At 64.5% G+C, this 15272-nt stretch carries 13 protein-coding genes; 7 read left to right on the top strand and 6 right to left on the bottom strand.

Annotation, left to right across the window (positions count from 1 at the left end; genetic code table 11):
• From AC16XC_RS07100 to AC16XC_RS07120, 5 genes are all read right to left on the bottom strand, one after another.
• A partial coding sequence (locus AC16XC_RS07100) for a VirB4 family type IV secretion/conjugal transfer ATPase (RefSeq protein WP_484033952.1) occupies positions 1–2106 on the bottom strand: 2106 nt, incomplete at its 3' end.
• Between the two features lie 25 nt (positions 2107–2131).
• On the bottom strand, positions 2132–2413 hold the full coding sequence (locus AC16XC_RS07105; protein ID WP_484033953.1) for a VirB3 family type IV secretion system protein: 282 nt from the start codon (positions 2411–2413) through the stop codon (positions 2132–2134).
• Positions 2414–2430: 17 nt separating this feature from the next.
• Positions 2431–2730, bottom strand: coding sequence for a TrbC/VirB2 family protein (locus tag AC16XC_RS07110; protein WP_484033954.1), 300 nt, complete (start codon positions 2728–2730; stop codon positions 2431–2433).
• Positions 2731–3375, bottom strand: a complete 645-nt coding sequence (locus tag AC16XC_RS07115) for a lytic transglycosylase domain-containing protein (protein WP_484033955.1) — start codon at positions 3373–3375, stop codon at positions 2731–2733.
• Between the two features lie 122 nt (positions 3376–3497).
• A complete protein-coding gene (locus tag AC16XC_RS07120; protein ID WP_484033956.1) occupies positions 3498–3875 on the bottom strand; it encodes a tetratricopeptide repeat protein in 378 nt (125 codons plus the stop codon).
• A 327-nt stretch (positions 3876–4202) separates the two neighbouring features.
• On the opposite strand from AC16XC_RS07120, the gene AC16XC_RS07125 reads away from it, so the two are divergent.
• The gene (locus AC16XC_RS07125) at positions 4203–5822 is read left to right on the top strand and encodes a hypothetical protein (RefSeq protein ID WP_484033957.1); all 1620 of its coding nucleotides are present in this window, start codon (positions 4203–4205) and stop codon (positions 5820–5822) included.
• Positions 5823–5906: 84 nt separating this feature from the next.
• Positions 5907–8558 (top strand): TonB-dependent receptor domain-containing protein, encoded by a 2652-nt coding sequence (locus tag AC16XC_RS07130; protein ID WP_484033958.1) that lies wholly within the window; start codon positions 5907–5909, stop codon positions 8556–8558.
• Positions 8559–8639: 81 nt separating this feature from the next.
• Here AC16XC_RS07130 and AC16XC_RS07135 read toward each other — a convergent pair whose 3' ends face one another.
• Positions 8640–9314, bottom strand: a complete 675-nt coding sequence (locus tag AC16XC_RS07135) for a response regulator transcription factor (protein ID WP_484033964.1) — start codon at positions 9312–9314, stop codon at positions 8640–8642.
• Between the two features lie 226 nt (positions 9315–9540).
• Here AC16XC_RS07135 and AC16XC_RS07140 point away from each other — a divergent pair, with 226 nt between their 5' ends.
• From AC16XC_RS07140 to AC16XC_RS07160, 5 genes are read left to right on the top strand one after another with little or no spacing between them, the layout of a single operon-like run.
• Positions 9541–10989, top strand: coding sequence for an aldehyde dehydrogenase family protein (locus AC16XC_RS07140; protein WP_484033959.1), 1449 nt, complete (start codon positions 9541–9543; stop codon positions 10987–10989).
• 11 nt (positions 10990–11000) lie between these two features.
• A complete protein-coding gene (locus AC16XC_RS07145) occupies positions 11001–12461 on the top strand; it encodes a carotenoid oxygenase family protein (RefSeq protein WP_484033960.1) in 1461 nt (486 codons plus the stop codon).
• Positions 12458–13021, top strand: a complete 564-nt coding sequence (locus AC16XC_RS07150) for a nuclear transport factor 2 family protein (RefSeq protein ID WP_484033961.1) — start codon at positions 12458–12460, stop codon at positions 13019–13021. The genes AC16XC_RS07145 and AC16XC_RS07150 overlap by 4 nt, the downstream gene beginning before the upstream one ends.
• Positions 13018–14118 carry an NAD(P)-dependent alcohol dehydrogenase gene (locus tag AC16XC_RS07155; RefSeq protein ID WP_484033962.1) on the top strand — a complete coding sequence of 367 codons (1101 nt, stop codon included), beginning with the start codon at positions 13018–13020 and terminating at the stop codon, positions 14116–14118. The genes AC16XC_RS07150 and AC16XC_RS07155 overlap by 4 nt, the downstream gene beginning before the upstream one ends.
• 5 nt (positions 14119–14123) lie before the next feature.
• Positions 14124–14981 carry an alpha/beta hydrolase gene (locus tag AC16XC_RS07160; RefSeq protein ID WP_484033963.1) on the top strand — a complete coding sequence of 286 codons (858 nt, stop codon included), beginning with the start codon at positions 14124–14126 and terminating at the stop codon, positions 14979–14981.
• The last annotated feature ends 291 nt before the right edge of the window (positions 14982–15272 follow it).

Consider the following 15272-nt stretch of genomic DNA (forward strand, 5'->3'; position numbering starts at 1 on the left):
GGCGCGGGCATTGGGCATGAAGATCATCGTCGCGGTCTGCTCGACCAGCGCGGTCGAGATCTTGCTGTCGAGCGCGTCGCGGGCGGACTGGGTGGCAAAACCGACCAGCGCGTTGCGCTTTCTGAGCGTCTTGAGCCAATCGCGGATGCGCGCGGCGAAGACCTCGTCGTCGAGTGCCTTCCAGCCCTCGTCGATCAGGATCATGGTCGGCTGGCCGTCGAGCCGCTCGTCGATCCGGTGGAACAGGTACATCATCACCGGCGTGCGCAGCTTCGGGCTTTCGAGCAGCGCGGTCATGTCGAATCCGAGCACGCGGTTCGAAAGGTCGAGCCGGTCGTCCGGATTGTCGAACAGCCAGCCATGCTGGCCGCTTTCGATCCACGGCGACAGCCGGTCGGCCAGGTCGCCGGGTTCGGGCCGCCGCGCACCGCCGAGCAGTTCCTTGAAATGGCGCAGGCGGCGCAAGGAAGACGCGTTGGCATAGGCCGCGTCGACGGCATGCGAGACGGTCGCAATTTCCTCGGGGCCTTCGGCGTCGAGCAGCACGCCCAGCCAGTCGCGCAGGAATGCGCGGTTCGCCGGGCTGTCGGGCAGGGCGAGCGGGTTGAACCCGGTCGGAATGCCGGCGGCGATCCGGTCGTACCGCCCGCCGATCCCGCGGATGAACAATTCGGCGCCACGGTCCTTGTCGAACAGGATCGTCCGGGGCCGAAATTTCTGTGCCTGCGCGGCGAGGAAATTCAGGACCACGGTCTTGCCCGAGCCCGATGGCCCGATGACCGAGAAATTGCCGAGATCGCCATTGTGGAAGTTGAAGAAGAACGGCGTGGCACTGGTGGTCTGGAGCAGGGTGACCGCGTCGCCCCAGTGGTTGCCATGCGCCTGGCCGAGCGCGAAGCCGTGGAGCGAACCGAAGCTTGCCATATTGGCGGTCGAGATCAGCGCGCGGCGCACCAGGTAGGCCTCGTTGCCCGGGAACTGGCCCCAGAAGGCCGGTTCGAGATTGGTGTCCTCACGCACCGCGATCGCCCCGATATCGGCTAGCCCGGCAGCACACTGGGCGGTGGCATCGTCGAGCCGTGCCAGATCATTTTCGCGCACCAGTACCGAAAGATGGTGGTCGCCAAAACCGACCGCACCCGCGCCAAGCTCGTCGCGCGCCGCCAGCATGTCGCCGCGTTCGGCCATGGCCTCTTCGTCGGCGGAGCGCAGCCGCCTGAGCGCAAGGTCGATCCGCTCGCGCGCGGTCTGCCGCTCCGACGGCGCGAAGCTCTCGCTCACCACCATTTCGAATGGCAGGCGCAGGATCCCGTCGAGCATCCCGGACGAGGTCGCATCGGGATATTCCTTGAGGCTCAGCAGCGCGGCGAAGCAGGTGCCCTGGCCGTCCTTGAGCTCCATCGCGTCGAGCCCGAAACTCACCCGGCGATAGGGCAGCATCTGGCCGATATCGGTGTCTTCGTGGGGCCGCCGCACCGGGCGCATTTCGCCGTTGTAGAGTGCGGACAGCAGTTCGAGCAGTTCGGAATTGGTGTGCCCGCTGTGTCCCTGGTAATCGCCCAGCAGGGTCGCGCCATATTGCCCGAGCGAGGCGATCAGCGCCCCGGCCGCAGCGCGCAGCGCCCGCAAATCCTTGGGATCGGCATCGGGCGTATCGCCGCCGCGACGGCGCAGCAGCCTCGCCATGCGCTCGGCGAAGCCCGCCTTGCCGCGCGCCGGGCGCCGCACGAGGGTGACGAACTGGTCGTTGATGAACAGCGCCCCCCGGCTGAGCCGTTCGCGCCAGCGGCGGTCGATATGCGCCGAGAGCGGATCGGGGAATTCGGCCTCGAGCTCGACCTGCACGCGCCGCCGGATGACATGGTGATAGAGCACGAACCGCGCATCGAGGTTCGAGCGCAGCATCACTTCGCGGGTGGCGGCATGGGCGTTGAGCGCTTCGCTGTCTTCGGTCTCGAACAGCAGGCCGGGCACCTGCAGCGCCATCATCAGCGACCCGTCGCGCAGCAGCACGGTGTTCTCGTCGACCAGCCGGGCATAGGGCAGGCGATCGCCGGCCTTCGCCTCCCTGGCGTTCCAGGCCGCTGCTCCGATCCATTTGCTCATGCGGTCATGGCTCCTTCAAGCCGGGTTACGCGGCGTAGCTGTTGCAGCCCCAGCGCTTGAAATTCCTGACCCGCGGGCACTTCGAGACCTTGGTGATCCAGAGGTCGAAAATGCGCGGTTCGCGCAGGCAGGCGAAATAGCCGACGACATGGAACACCAGCATCGCCGGCAAGGCCCAGAAGCTGCCGGTGATCAGGAACAGTTCGGTCGTCAGCGCGAAATTGAGGATGAAGAAATTGTAGGTCACGCCCGCGAACATCTGCGGGCGGGTCAGCGCCTTGTGCACGGGTTGGCGTATCAGTTCCATTTGGCCAGCTCCATCGCTCACCCCGCCGCGGCCTGGATGCCGGCAACGATCGAGGCCGCGCCGAACAGGATGAAGCAGCCGATGATCACGGTCGCCCCGAAGCGCCAGTTCATCCGGCCGGTCAGCATCATGAAGCCGACCGCGGCGACGGCCATCACGGCGACCGCGGTGGCGACATTGCCCAGCAGTGTGCCCTGCATCCAGAGCAGCGCGCGGACCACCGGGCCGGAGCCCTGGGGATCGGCGACCTGTTGGGCGCTGGCGGCAGCGGGGAGGATCAGGGCCAGCACAACCGGCAGGCGGGAAAGCAAACGCATCTATTCGGTACTCCGGGAATGGTTGGCGAGGCGGCCCATGATGGCCGCGACATAGGCCTTGGTTTCGCGAATGTTGGGGATGCCGCCGGCAGCGGCCACCCGGCCGGGACCGGCGTTATAGGCGGCGAGGGCCTTTTCGAGATCGCCGTCGAACCGGTCGAGCTGCTCGCGCAGATAGCGCGCGCCGCCTTCGAGGTTTTCGAACGGGTCCGTGGCGTCCACCCGCAGATAGGAGGCGGTCCCCGGCATCAGCTGGGCGAGCCCCCGGGCGCCCTTGGACGAAACCGCGTTGGCCTGCCAGCGGCTTTCCTGCCAGACGACGGCTTCGATCAGCGCGGGGCTGAGGTCGAACCTCCGGGCCAGTTCATCGACCTTGGCCGCATAGGCCGCCGGGACATGCCGGGAATGCTGCACGGTCGCGACGATGATTGCGTCGGGCACGACGATGTCTTCGGGAACCGTTTCGGCATAGCTTGCCGTGAGCGGGATCGCGGTGGCCGACTGGGCTGCCTGCGGCCCCGATACCCAATAAGCCCCGTCCACGCCGATCTCGAGCACATCGGCATGGGCAGGGCCACACCATGCGCACACGGCAAGCCCTGCCGCCAACGCATGGCTGGACAAGAGAATCGGAGGCCTCTTCATCCGCGCGTGATGCTAGCAACAAATGACAAGGGCGTGACAGTTGCCGCCGGACAGAAAAGCCCGCGCGAGGGAGAGACTCGTGCGGGTTCCTAGACTCTGCCCCCAACGAAATTGTGGATTGTTCAGCGCAGTGCCGAAGCGCTCTCGCTGTCGAGGTTGGCCAGTGCCATTCTTGCGGCCTTGCGCGAATCGACCCAGCTCCCGTCGGCCAGCTCGAGCTCGTAGCGCTCGGAGCTGCTCATCGCCGCTTCGAACATCGCCCTTGCCTCCTCGTTCCGGCCCTGGCGGGCATAGGCCGTGCCAAGGTTGATCAGGACCGCCGGATCGTTGCTTTCTGCCTCGTGCGCCTTGCTCAATTCGGCCACCGCTTCGGCCGTGCGACCTTCGGCAAGCGCCTCGAATGCAACATCGACCCGGTCGGGCTCGGACGCGGTTTCGGCAAGCGCGACCGACGGCATCGTCGCCGCAATGGCAGCCGCAAATGCGATCAACTTACCCATAATCCTTCTCCCGCTCTGCGCGTGTGTGGAATGAAATTGGCCGAGCCGGCCCGCGGCTGCAACAAAAATGAAACAATGTCATCGAAGTGTAACAAAAGATTTTTTCAGGGCCGGTTTGGATACCAGATCGGACACCCTTCGGACCCTTGCATCCGATCCGGCGGCGGAAATCCGCCAATGGTCTAAACTGTCACGAAACCGTCACTTTTCGGTCGCCGCAACGCAACCGAAACCTTGCAAGAAAACTGTCACGTCACGGCGATAGCTCGCGAATCGCGCTCAGGTTTTCGCGCTCATCGATTCTTTGGATTCTAGGGGAATTCCGCCGTGAAACTCATCAACCGTTCTCTCGTCATCGGCACCAGCATGCTTGCGCTAGCAGCCTGTGGACCGGAAGACATCGCATCGCCCGGCGCGGGCACAGTGATCATCAACGAAGGCGACACAATCAACAATGGCGGAGGCGGCACGCCAACGCCAACGCCAACGCCGACACCCACACCCACGCCGACTGCCACTTACACGGCGGCAACGTCCTGCCCGACGATCGCCGATCCGCAGGGCCTTGGAGACGGCGGTGTACTCGTGGTGCCGGGCGGCACGGTGCGCGTGTGCCAGCTTCCGGCGGTACTCAACGTGTCCTCGACGCTGACCGAAGAACCGGACAATGCGGCAGTGGTTTACGAACTTGCAGGTCGCGCAGAGGTCGGCGACGACGGCGGACCCCAGGCCACCGGCGGCGACACCAATGTCGAACTTACCATAGAAGACGGCGTCGTCGTCATGGGCGGCGTCGGCAATGCCCACCTGGTGGTCAATCGCGGGAACACCATCAACGCGCTGGGCAGCGCCAACAACCCGATCATCTTTACCTCGCGCCAGAATGTCATCGGCAGCACGACCGACAATTCCGAGAGCCAATGGGGCGGGGTGATCCTGCTTGGTCGCGCTCCGATTTCGGACTGCCTCGATGGTGGTGCGACAGGCGGCACGGTCGATTGCGAAAACGAAATCGAAGGCACTCCGGTGCAGTCGCTCTATGGCGGCGCGACTGGCGGCGACGATTCGGGCACGATGCGCTACTTCCAGATCCGCTATTCGGGCTTCGCGCTCGACCAGGACAACGAGCTCCAGTCGCTGACCACCGGCGGCACCGGTTCCGGGACCGCGCTGGACTATTTCCAGTCGGTCAACAGCTCGGACGACGGCGTCGAATTCTTCGGCGGCCATGTCAATGGCAAGCACTTTGTCGTACTCGGCGCGGGCGACGATGCGCTGGACACCGATTTCGGCGTGCAGCTCAACCTGCAATGGGTGATCGCGATCCAGCGGACCGCAACCGGCAACGGCCTGATCGAGGGCGATAGTGGCGGCGGTGGCAATGACCTGCCGCGCCAGGATTTCCGCCTCGCCAATGCGACCCTTATCGGCCGCTCGACCGCTGCCGATGCCGCGGCCATCCGCCTGCGCGGCGGGATGGACTTCGCGCTGGCCAACGCGGTTGTCGATGCCAGCGCCATGACCGGTCGCGAATGCCTCGATGTCGACGACGCCGAGACGTTGCAGGATGCCGGATCGGAAGAGGACGGCGCCCCGTTCTTCGCCTCGGTGTTCATGGAATGCATCACCGCCTTTACCGCCGACGGAAACGAAGTGGCCACCGAAGCCGCCTTCGATGCGACATCGAACAATCTGTTCACCGGTGGCAGCGCCAAGAATTCGGCCTATACTGCGACCTTGACGAACCTGTTCGTCAATGGCGGTACCGAGGACATCCAGACGGCCTTCAATCCGACCGTCTTCAACCGCAACGGCTTCACCTTCGACAACCCGGGTTATGTCGGTGCGGCCGCTGCCGCGGACACCTGGTACCAGAACTGGACCTGCAACACCTCCTACGCGGCCCTGAACGGTGGCTCGAACTGCGCGGACTCGCCGTTCGCCTGAGCGACTGCCTTCAAATGAGGGGGGCGGTCGCATCGGCGGTCGCCCCCCGTCCTTGCTTTGAGATTCTACCCGGGGGACCCTGTTATGAAGCCGTGTTGGCTCATTCGTTCGCTGCTCGCCGGCACCATGCTCGGAATGCCGGCAGTGGCTGTTGCACAAGTCGAGGACGATCCCGTCGACCAGTCCGATGCGGGTCTGGACGATGAGCTCGCAGACCAGCAGCCGGAACAGCCCGACGTTTCCATGTCGGGCGAAATCATCGTCACCGGGCGCAGGCGGCGGGACGAAGTCCGCACATCGGACCAGGTCGTCAACGTGCTCTCGACCGAGGATATCGCCCGCACCGGCGAGGGCGACATCGCCGGCGCCCTGTCGCGCGTCACCGGCCTGTCCGTGGTCGGCGACGGCTATGTCTATGTTCGCGGCCTGGGCGACAGATATTCGCTGGCGCTGCTCAACGGCCTTCCCCTGCCGAGCCCCGAGCCGCTCAAGCGGGTCGTCCCGCTCGACCTGTTCCCGACCAATGTGATCGCATCGTCGCTGGTACAGAAGAGCTATTCCGCGAACTATCCCGGAGAATTCGGCGGCGGTGTGGTCAACCTCACGACCATCGCGGTGCCGGACGAATCATTCCTGGACCTGACCGTTGGCGGCGGCGCCGATACCGAGACGACCTTCCATCTCGGCTACAGCTATTACGGCTCGCAGATCGACTGGTCGGGCTTCGATAACGGCGCCCGCGATATCCCGCCGGCCCTGCAGGCATTCTTCGACAGCGGCGACCGGCTGAGCGAATTCACCGTCGATACGGCCCAGATCACCGCCGAGATTTTCCGTTCGCATTTCACGCTGACCCAGAAGCTCAAGAACGTTCCCGCCGACTGGAACGGCAAGCTTACTGCAGGCACATCCTTCTACATGGGCGATGCCTATGTCGGTGTGATTGCCACCGCCGGCTACAACAACGAGTGGCTGACCCGCGACATCATTCAGCAGCAGCCCGAGCGCGAAGACCTGACAGTGCTCGACACGGATGGCCGTACCGTGAACACCCAGAACAAGCTGGGCGTGAACGGCCTCCTCGGGATCGGCGTCGAGATCGGCGATCACCAGTTCCGGATCACCAATCTTTTCATCCGCGACACGATCAAGGAGACTCGCCTCGGCGAAGCGCTCGACAACAATTCCGGCAATACCCGCATCACCCAGAACACCGCCTGGTACGAGCGCCAGCTGTTCAACAGCCAAATCGTCGGCGAATTGCAGTTTGGCGATCTCGGCTTGGAATTGCGCGGCGGCTACGCGAACAGCCAGCGCGAAGCGCCGTTCGAGACCAGCTTCCTCTATGTCCGCACCAATGCACCGGGGGATCCATATGGCGAGATTCCGCTCAACCGGCTCGACAACGGTGCGCTGGGCGCGGCCTCGGTTGCCTTCTCGGACCTCAACGAGGATTTGTGGGCCGGCGGAGTCGACTTGAGCTATCTGTTCAGCGAGCGCTTCGGCGCGGCGGTCGGCTACAGTTATACCGACAGCCAACGCGAATCCTCGCGCCGCGAATTCACCGTCACCGCGCCATCCGATACGCCTACGGGGATCTTTGCCCTGCGGCCCGACCTCCTGATCCAGCCGCCACTGATCGATCTGTTCAATTACAGCCTGTTCGAGTTCACCGAGAATTCGCCCGCCTTCGGCGCCGGGCTGGAAGTCCATGCCGGCTACGGCAAGATCAACTGGGAGCTGATCGATTACCTGACGCTCGACCTCGGTGTCCGGTTCGAGACCGCGACGCAAATCGTCAACACGATCGACGTGTTCAACAATCCGGTGACCGCTCCGTTCGAGACGGTGCTGGAGAACGAATACTGGCTGCCCGGCGCGACGCTGACCTGGGAAGCATCGACCGACCTGCAGCTGAGGGCCAACGTCTCCAAGACGATTGCCCGCCCGCAATTCCGCGAATTGCTGCCGATCCTCTATTACGACCCGGAAACCAATCGTTCCTATCGCGGCAATCCGCTGCTGTCCGACAGCGAATTGCTCAACGCCGAATTGCGCGCCGAATATTATCTCGGCGGGCCCGACCGGATCTCGGTCGCCGGATTCTACAAGAAGATCGACAATCCGATCGAGACCTCGATCCAGTTCGCGGCGAACGGCACAACCGGCAGCTATGCCAATGCGCCACAGGCCGAGCTCTACGGGGTCGAGGTCGATCTGGTGAAGTATTTCGACCTGGCCGGCTGGGGCGGGATGTTCGATTCGCGCCGGTTCTTCCTGATCGGCAACTACACCTTCACGGACTCAAAGCTGGTTGTCGGGCCGGACGATATCGTGCTCCGTTACGGCCGCGCGCCGACGCTTGCTTCGAACGTGTTCGTCGACGGCACACCGCTGACCGGCCAGTCCGACCATATCGCCAATCTCCAGGTCGGATTGGAGGACCAGGACAGACTTTCGCAGCAAACCATCCTCGTCAACTATGCCAGCCAGCGGATCGTCGGCCGCGGCGATGGGGCCTTCCCCGACATCATCGAGCGCCCCGGCATCACGCTGGACTTCGTCTGGCGGCAAGGGATCAACCTGCTTGGCCTGCAGACCGATTGGAAATTCCAGGCGCGCAATATTCTCGGCGAGAACAACGAGGAATTCCAGGCCACTGCCGACGAGCGGATCGAGCTCAACACCTATGACCGCGGCACCGAATTCTCGATTTCGGTAACCGCCAAGTTCTAGACTTCGACAGCCACCCACTGGGCCCGGCCGGATTTCGGTGCGGCCGGGCCTATTTGTCGCTCCTGTCGCGAGGTCGAAGTCTCACGGCGCGTCGAGCACGTAGCCCATGGCGTGGACCGTGCGCAGCGGATTGCCTGCGCCGGCGGCGCGGAATGCCCGGCGCAACCGCCCGATCCACACATCGACCGTGCGCGGGTCGATCGGCGGATCCTGCTTGCCCAGCCCTTCGATCAGGTCGTTCCGGGACAACACCCGGTTCGGGTTCTCGGCAAGGAACCGCAACAGGCGGAATTCGTTCGGCCGGAGCGGGATCGGCGCGTCCTTCCAGCGGGCCTGCTGCGCTCCGATATCGATCGTCAGGTCGCCCAGTTCGACCAGCCGCGCGGCGTGCCGTTGCTGCTGGCGCGACTGCAGCGCGAGCACTCGGTCGAGGATCGTCTGCCGGTCGAGTGGGCCCACGATATAATCGTCCGCTCCCGCCCGCAGCGCCCGCCGGCGATCTTCCGGATCGTCATGCTCGAGCACCATCGTCACATGCGCGTCTTGGGTCCGGTGGTCGGCCCGCAGCCGGCGGCACATTTCGAGGCCGGAGAGGTCGGGCATCACCCAGTCGACGAACGCCCACATCGGGCCTTCCACCAGGCGGCGGGGGCCGCTGCCATCCATCGAGTTGAAGGTGAAGGTGGAATCGGCATGGACGAAATCGTCCATCGCGTCTCCCGCTGGATCGGTCAGGAAGATGTTGACGAGTGGCATCAGCATGCAATTCCCCGCTAGCAAGCAAGGGAAGTGCCGCCTCCATGTGACTCGTTTATGACGAAGCGAGCCAATTTTGGATGCCAGGCGATCGCACCTTTCTTGCGCCGTCATTCCTGCTTCGGTGCGGCCAAGGTCCGCGGTTGACTTGCCCGCTTCCAGACAGGAAAGATTGCTCGCAGGAGATCGGCAATTTGCCGGTCCAGTTCGAATGGGAGAATGGCGGATGGCCGAAGCGCGCATCCTCGCCGTGCGCAATCCGCGCACCGGCAAGCCGGACATGCAAATCGAGGTTGCCGATGCGGCGGCTGTGGCGGCCAAGGCGGCCAGGCTGCGCGAGGGCCAGAAGCGCTGGGGCACGATGCCGGCGGAAGAGCGGGTCAAGGTGATGGGCCGCTGGGCCCAGCTGATCGCGACCAAATACCGCCAGGCGATCATCGACGCCGATTCGCACGACACCGGCTATTGCGAAATCAGCCGGATCGCACCCGACATGATGCTGGGCATCATCGGCGGGCTGTGCGCGTCTGCCCCGGCGCAATTGAAGGGCGCGCTGCGCGAAGGGGTCGCGCGGGCCAATCCCGATATCCGCTATACTTCGATCCTCAAGCCCTATGGCCTGGTCGGAGTGATCTCCCCCTGGAACGCGCCGACCATGCTTTCGATGCTGCACGCGATCCCGCCGCTCTTCGCCGGCTGCGCTGTGCTGTTGAAGCCGTCCGAAGTCACGCCGCGCTTTACCGGGCCGCTGTTCGACAGCGTGCGCGAAGTGCCCGAGCTCGCGGCGGTGTTCGATTGCGTGCTCGGCGACGGCGAGACCGGCCAGGCGCTGGTCGAACTGGCGGATTACATCTCGTTCACCGGCAGCGTGCCGAACGGGCGCAAGGTCGCCGCTGCCTGCGGTGCGCGGATGATCCCCTACGATGTCGAACTGGGCGGCAAGGACCCGCTGATCGTGATGGCAGGCGCGGATATCGACCGCGCGGTTTCGGCCACGATCCGCGGGGCGATCAGCGCCACCGGCCAGGTCTGTTTTTCGATCGAGCGGATCTATGTCCAGGACACGATCCATGACGAATTCGTCGCCGCGCTGGTCGAGCGGGCGAAGAAGATCGAGCTCAACCATCCCGATCCGATGGGCGGGCATATCGGACCCTTCACCGGCCCGCGCCAGGCCGCGATCGTTGCCGCACATCTCGATGACGCGCTCGCCAAGGGTGCGACGATTGTCGAAGGCGGGCCGCCATTCCAGATCGAGGGCGGCGATTACATGCGCCCGACTGTCCTGACCGGGGTCACGCACAAGATGAAGATCATGAAGGAAGAAACCTTCGGGCCGTGCATGCCGGTGATGAAGTGGCACACGATCGAAGAGGCGATCGCGCTCGCCAATGACACCGATTACGGCCTCTCGGCGGCGGTGATCGGGCCGGACGAGGAAACCGCCATCGCCGTCGGGGAGCGGATCGATGCCGGCAAGGTCAGCATCCAGGATACCTTCCTCACCTTCTTCGGTTCCGAGGCGAAGAATGACAGCTTCGGCTATTCGGGCCTGCCGGGCCTGCGCGGCGACCTGACACGTTATGTCCGCAAACAGGCGCTGCTGATCAATTCGGGCGAGCCGGTCTGCTTGACGCGGCAGGCGGTCAGCGCAGTCGACCAGGCGATCGGGTAGGGAGCGAGCCAATGGAAGTCATCTTTCCCGATATCGACGCCTACAGGGGCTGGGCGCACCCCTCGCGGACCGAGAGCACGATCGAAGGGCTCGAACTGGTCGAGGGACACCTGCCCGCAGGGCTCAACGGGACCTGGTACCGCTGCGGCGCCGACCGGCAATATCCGCCAATGGATGGCGAGGACATCTTCATCGACGGCGAAGGAATGATGTTCATGATCCGCTTCGACGATGGCCATGTCAGTTTCCGGAATCGTTGGGTCCACACCCCGCGCTTCGAACTCCAGGCCAGGCATCGCCGGAGCCTGTTCGGGCGCTATCGCAATCGCTACACCGCCGATCCGCTGGCGGCCGATACCAGCCCGGGCACGGCCAACACCAACATGCTCTTCCACGCCGGCAAGCTCTATGCGTTGAAAGAAGACGATTTGCCTTACGAGGTCGATCCGGACACGCTCGAAACTCTCAGGCAGAGCGATCTCGATGGACAGGTCTCGGCGGTCAGCCTCACGGCACATCACAAGGTCGACTGGGTAACCGGCGAATTGCTCACCTATTCCTACCAGGCCAAGGGCGATTCAACGACCGACTTTGCGATCTATATCTTCGATGCCGACGGGAAGAAGGTGAACGAGGTCTGGTTCGATGCGCCCTGGCCGGGCGTGGTCCACGATTTCGCAGTGACCGAAGAGCATATCGTGGTGCCGTTCTTCCCGCTGGTCACGCCGAGTATCGAGGGGCTGAAGGAAGGCCGCCACTTCTACGAATACCACCCCGACAAGCCGACAATGGTCGCGGTGGTTCCACGCTATGGCAAGGCCGAGGATGTCCGCTGGTTCGAAGGGCCGAACACCACCGCCGGCCACATGCTCAATGCGGTGACCGAGGGGACCCCAGAAGGTACCAAAGTCCATCTCGACCTGTGCCTCTATAACGGGAACTGCTTCCCGTTCTTCCCGGCGCCCGACGGTTCGGTCCATCCGGCCGTGCCGCCGATCCTGACGCGGATGACCTTTGATCTCGCCCGCAACGACAGGGGCTACGAAACCCGCCCGATCATCCCGGTGCCATGCGAGATGCCGCGCACCGACGATCGCTGGCAGGGCCGCGACTACACCCATGGCTGGGTGATCGTGTATCGCGCGACCGACGGCTCAAGCACGCTCGGGCATGTGAATGTGAAGACCGGCGCGCTCGACGTGTGGGAGCACGGGCAGATGATTTCGGTGCAGGAGCCGCAATTCGTCCCTCGCGCGCCCGACAGCAGAGAGGGCGACGGCTGGATCCTCTCGATCCTCAACCGGCTCGACAAGGGCCATAGCGAAATCGCGGTGTTCGATGCGCTGGATATGGCCAAGGGTCCGATCGCCCGCCTGCACCTCCCGGTGCGGGTGCGCTCGAGCTTTCACGGCGTGTGGGTGCCGGAAGAAGTGTTCGAGACCGGGCGCTATGCGATGGAGGCGGTGGCGTGAGCGCCAAGAATCCAACAAGCCCTTGGCCCGATGGCGTGCCCAAGACTATGCCGGCGCAGGATCGTGGCGACATCATGGAAACCTATGCCCGCTATGCCTGGGGGATCGACCTTGCCGACGCCGAGCTCGCGCTGTCGAGCTTCGCGCGCGATGCCAGCTTCGACCATCTCTGGCAGGGCGAGGTGCGCGGGCACGAAGCGATCCTCGAGAACCTCAAGGAGCTGTGGTATCATCGCCAGCATTGGTGGCTCGGGCGCCAGCACCTGTTCCAGCATTTCCTGATGACCCCGACCGAGGAAGGAGCGCGGGTCCGTTCGATGTTCCAGATCCTCCAGTTCAATGTCGAATACGGCACCAACTTCGTGTTCGGGATCGGCACACGCGACGATCGCCTGATCAGGGAAGACGGGGTATGGGTGTTCAAGCGGCTCTTGGTCAACGCCTGGCGCACGCTCGAGGATGTGCCGTGGAAGGGCGAGCTGACCATGAAGGGGCGTCCGGCGATGACCCCGCCCAAGCATTCGCTGAATGACGACGAATTCACGGACGTGCAGGAATGAGGATCACCGCCGCGGTTTCGCGCGCCGGGGCACCGTCGCCGGTGCTCGAGCAACTCGAACTGGAAGCGCCGCGCGACGACGAGATCCTCGTCCGGCTGGTCGCGACCGGGATCTGCCATACCGATCTCCACGCCCATGCCGGGATCGGGCTGCCCGTGCCCAAGCCCGCGGTGCTCGGCCATGAAGGCGCGGGCGTGGTCGAGCAGGTCGGCAAGGCGGTTACGCATCTCAAGCCGGGCGACCATGTGGTGATGTCGGGCGGGTCGTGCGGCGAATGCCCGTCCTGCCTCGCGGCGAGGCCGACCTATTGCCGCGAGGCGATGCCGCGGAGCTTTGGCGGGCGGCGGATGGACGGGACCACCGCGCTCTCGAACGGCGACGAAGTCGTCGCCAGCCATTTCTTCGCCCAGTCGAGCTTTGCCTCGCATTGCGTCGCCCAGGCGCGCGGGGCGGTGCCGATTCCCGCCGACGTCCCGCTCGACGTGGTCGCGCCGATGGGCTGCGGGATCATCACCGGGGCGGGCGCGGTGATCGAGGCGCTCAGGGTCAGGCCGGGCGAGAGCATCGTGATCTTCGGCGCGGGCGGCGTCGGCAATGCCGCGGTGATGGCGGCGCGGCTGGCTGGTGCCTCGACCATCGTCGCGGTCGACACGGTTGCCGACCGTTGCGCGCTGGCGCTCGAGCTGGGCGCCACCCATGCGGTGGACGCGACGCGGGACGACGCGGTCGAGGTCGTCAAATCTATTCTTCCAGCGGGCGCGAATTACTCATTCAATACTACCGTTTCGGACAAGGTCTTCGCACAGGCGATGCAGGTGCTCGCGATGGAAGGGGTGCAGGGCTTCGTCACCAGGCCGCGCGAGCCGTGGACGCCCGACATGCTGCAGATGCTGGCCGGCGGGCGCTCGCTCAAGGGCATCCTCGGCGGCAGTGCCGCGCCGCGCACCTTCATCCCGAAGCTGGTCGAGTTCTGGCGGCAGGGCCGCTTCCCGCTCGAGCGATTGATCGCGCGTTACCCCTTTGCCCATTTCGCGCGGGCCTGGGGCGATTGCGAATCCGGCGCCGTCGTCAAGCCGGTGCTGATAATGGAAGGCTGAGCACGATGGATCGCAAGAGCTTCCTCGCCGAGATCGCCAGGCTCGGCACCGAATATTCGCCCGAGCTGGTCGAGCAGAGCAACGCCCTGCTGTCCCCGATGGTGCCGCGGCCCGATGAAAGCCGGGTGACGCGCGACATCGCCTATGGCGAGCATGCGCGGCATCGGCTCAACCTCTTCCGCCCTGCCGCAAGCGATCCGGCGACCTGCCTGGTCTTCGCCCATGACGGCGGTTTCGTAATGGGCGACAAGGGCGAGCCCGGCGCGCCCTTCTACAACAATGTCGGCGCCTGGGCGCAGCGCAACGGCATTGCCTGCGCGACGATCAATTACCGCCTTGCGCCCGAAGCGGTCTGGCCGGCTGGCCGCGAAGATTTGATTCGGGCGACCTGCTTCCTCTCGGACAACGCGATCGAATTCGGGATCGATCCCGACAGGATCGTGCTGATGGGGCATTCGGCCGGGGCGACCCATACCGCCGACGTTGTGGCCCTGCCCGGCGCGGCGGCAGGGCGCTTCGCGGGGGCGGTGATGAGCTCGGGCTTCTACGACCTCTCGATCGCGGCGCCCGATCCGTTCAAGCCGCAATATCTCGGCGAGGACCTTTCGACCTGGCCGGCCAAGTCGTCGCTGCCCGGCCTGGTCAGGTCGCGGGTCCCGTGCCTGTTCCTGGTCGGCGGGCGCGACATGCGCGAATGCCAGCGGCAGGCCGGCGCGCTGGTCGCGCAATGGATGGAGGAGAACGCCAGCCTTCCCGATCTCCATGTCCTCGCCGGCCATAACCACCTGACCAGCTTCCGCCAGCTCGGCACGCCGATTGACGGGCTGGGCCAGATTCTTGTGGATTATTTGTCCGCGCTTTGAGCGGACGCGCTGTCGCATCCGTGCCACTTCCTCGCGCTATTGCGGTGAACTGTTGCTCACCAGCGACACATGGCGGAGTATTCCCGAAAACAGGGGTTTGACACATGGACAGTTTCCCGGCCGCGACATAATCTGACGTTAAGGTTTCTCTACCATAGGCAGCCAGAGTGTCATGCTAGCGTCGCCAACCGGGAATAGGCGGCAATACGGGTTGAAGTGCTATTTGGATGATTTTGTAACAAAAAATGTCATTTGGCGATGGACGTCCGCGGGCGAAAACATTATGCAGTT

Source organism: Candidatus Andeanibacterium sp. (assembly GCF_057143545.1).

What these genes read in the sequence shown, in the direction of transcription:
- AC16XC_RS07110 (WP_484033954.1), bottom strand. Translation starts at nt 2,730, where the DNA reads ATGCGTTTGCTTTCCCGCCTGCCGGTTGTGCTGGCCCTGATCCTCCCC.
- AC16XC_RS07115 (WP_484033955.1), bottom strand. Translation starts at nt 3,375, where the DNA reads ATGAAGAGGCCTCCGATTCTCTTGTCCAGCCATGCGTTGGCGGCAGGG.
- AC16XC_RS07120 (WP_484033956.1), bottom strand. Translation starts at nt 3,875, where the DNA reads ATGGGTAAGTTGATCGCATTTGCGGCTGCCATTGCGGCGACGATGCCG.
- AC16XC_RS07135 (WP_484033964.1), bottom strand. Translation starts at nt 9,314, where the DNA reads ATGCCACTCGTCAACATCTTCCTGACCGATCCAGCGGGAGACGCGATG.
- AC16XC_RS07155 (WP_484033962.1), top strand. Translation starts at nt 13,018, where the DNA reads ATGAGGATCACCGCCGCGGTTTCGCGCGCCGGGGCACCGTCGCCGGTG.
- AC16XC_RS07130 (WP_484033958.1), top strand. Translation starts at nt 5,907, where the DNA reads ATGAAGCCGTGTTGGCTCATTCGTTCGCTGCTCGCCGGCACCATGCTC.
- AC16XC_RS07140 (WP_484033959.1), top strand. Translation starts at nt 9,541, where the DNA reads ATGGCCGAAGCGCGCATCCTCGCCGTGCGCAATCCGCGCACCGGCAAG.
- AC16XC_RS07105 (WP_484033953.1), bottom strand. Translation starts at nt 2,413, where the DNA reads ATGGAACTGATACGCCAACCCGTGCACAAGGCGCTGACCCGCCCGCAG.
- AC16XC_RS07160 (WP_484033963.1), top strand. Translation starts at nt 14,124, where the DNA reads ATGGATCGCAAGAGCTTCCTCGCCGAGATCGCCAGGCTCGGCACCGAA.
- AC16XC_RS07145 (WP_484033960.1), top strand. Translation starts at nt 11,001, where the DNA reads ATGGAAGTCATCTTTCCCGATATCGACGCCTACAGGGGCTGGGCGCAC.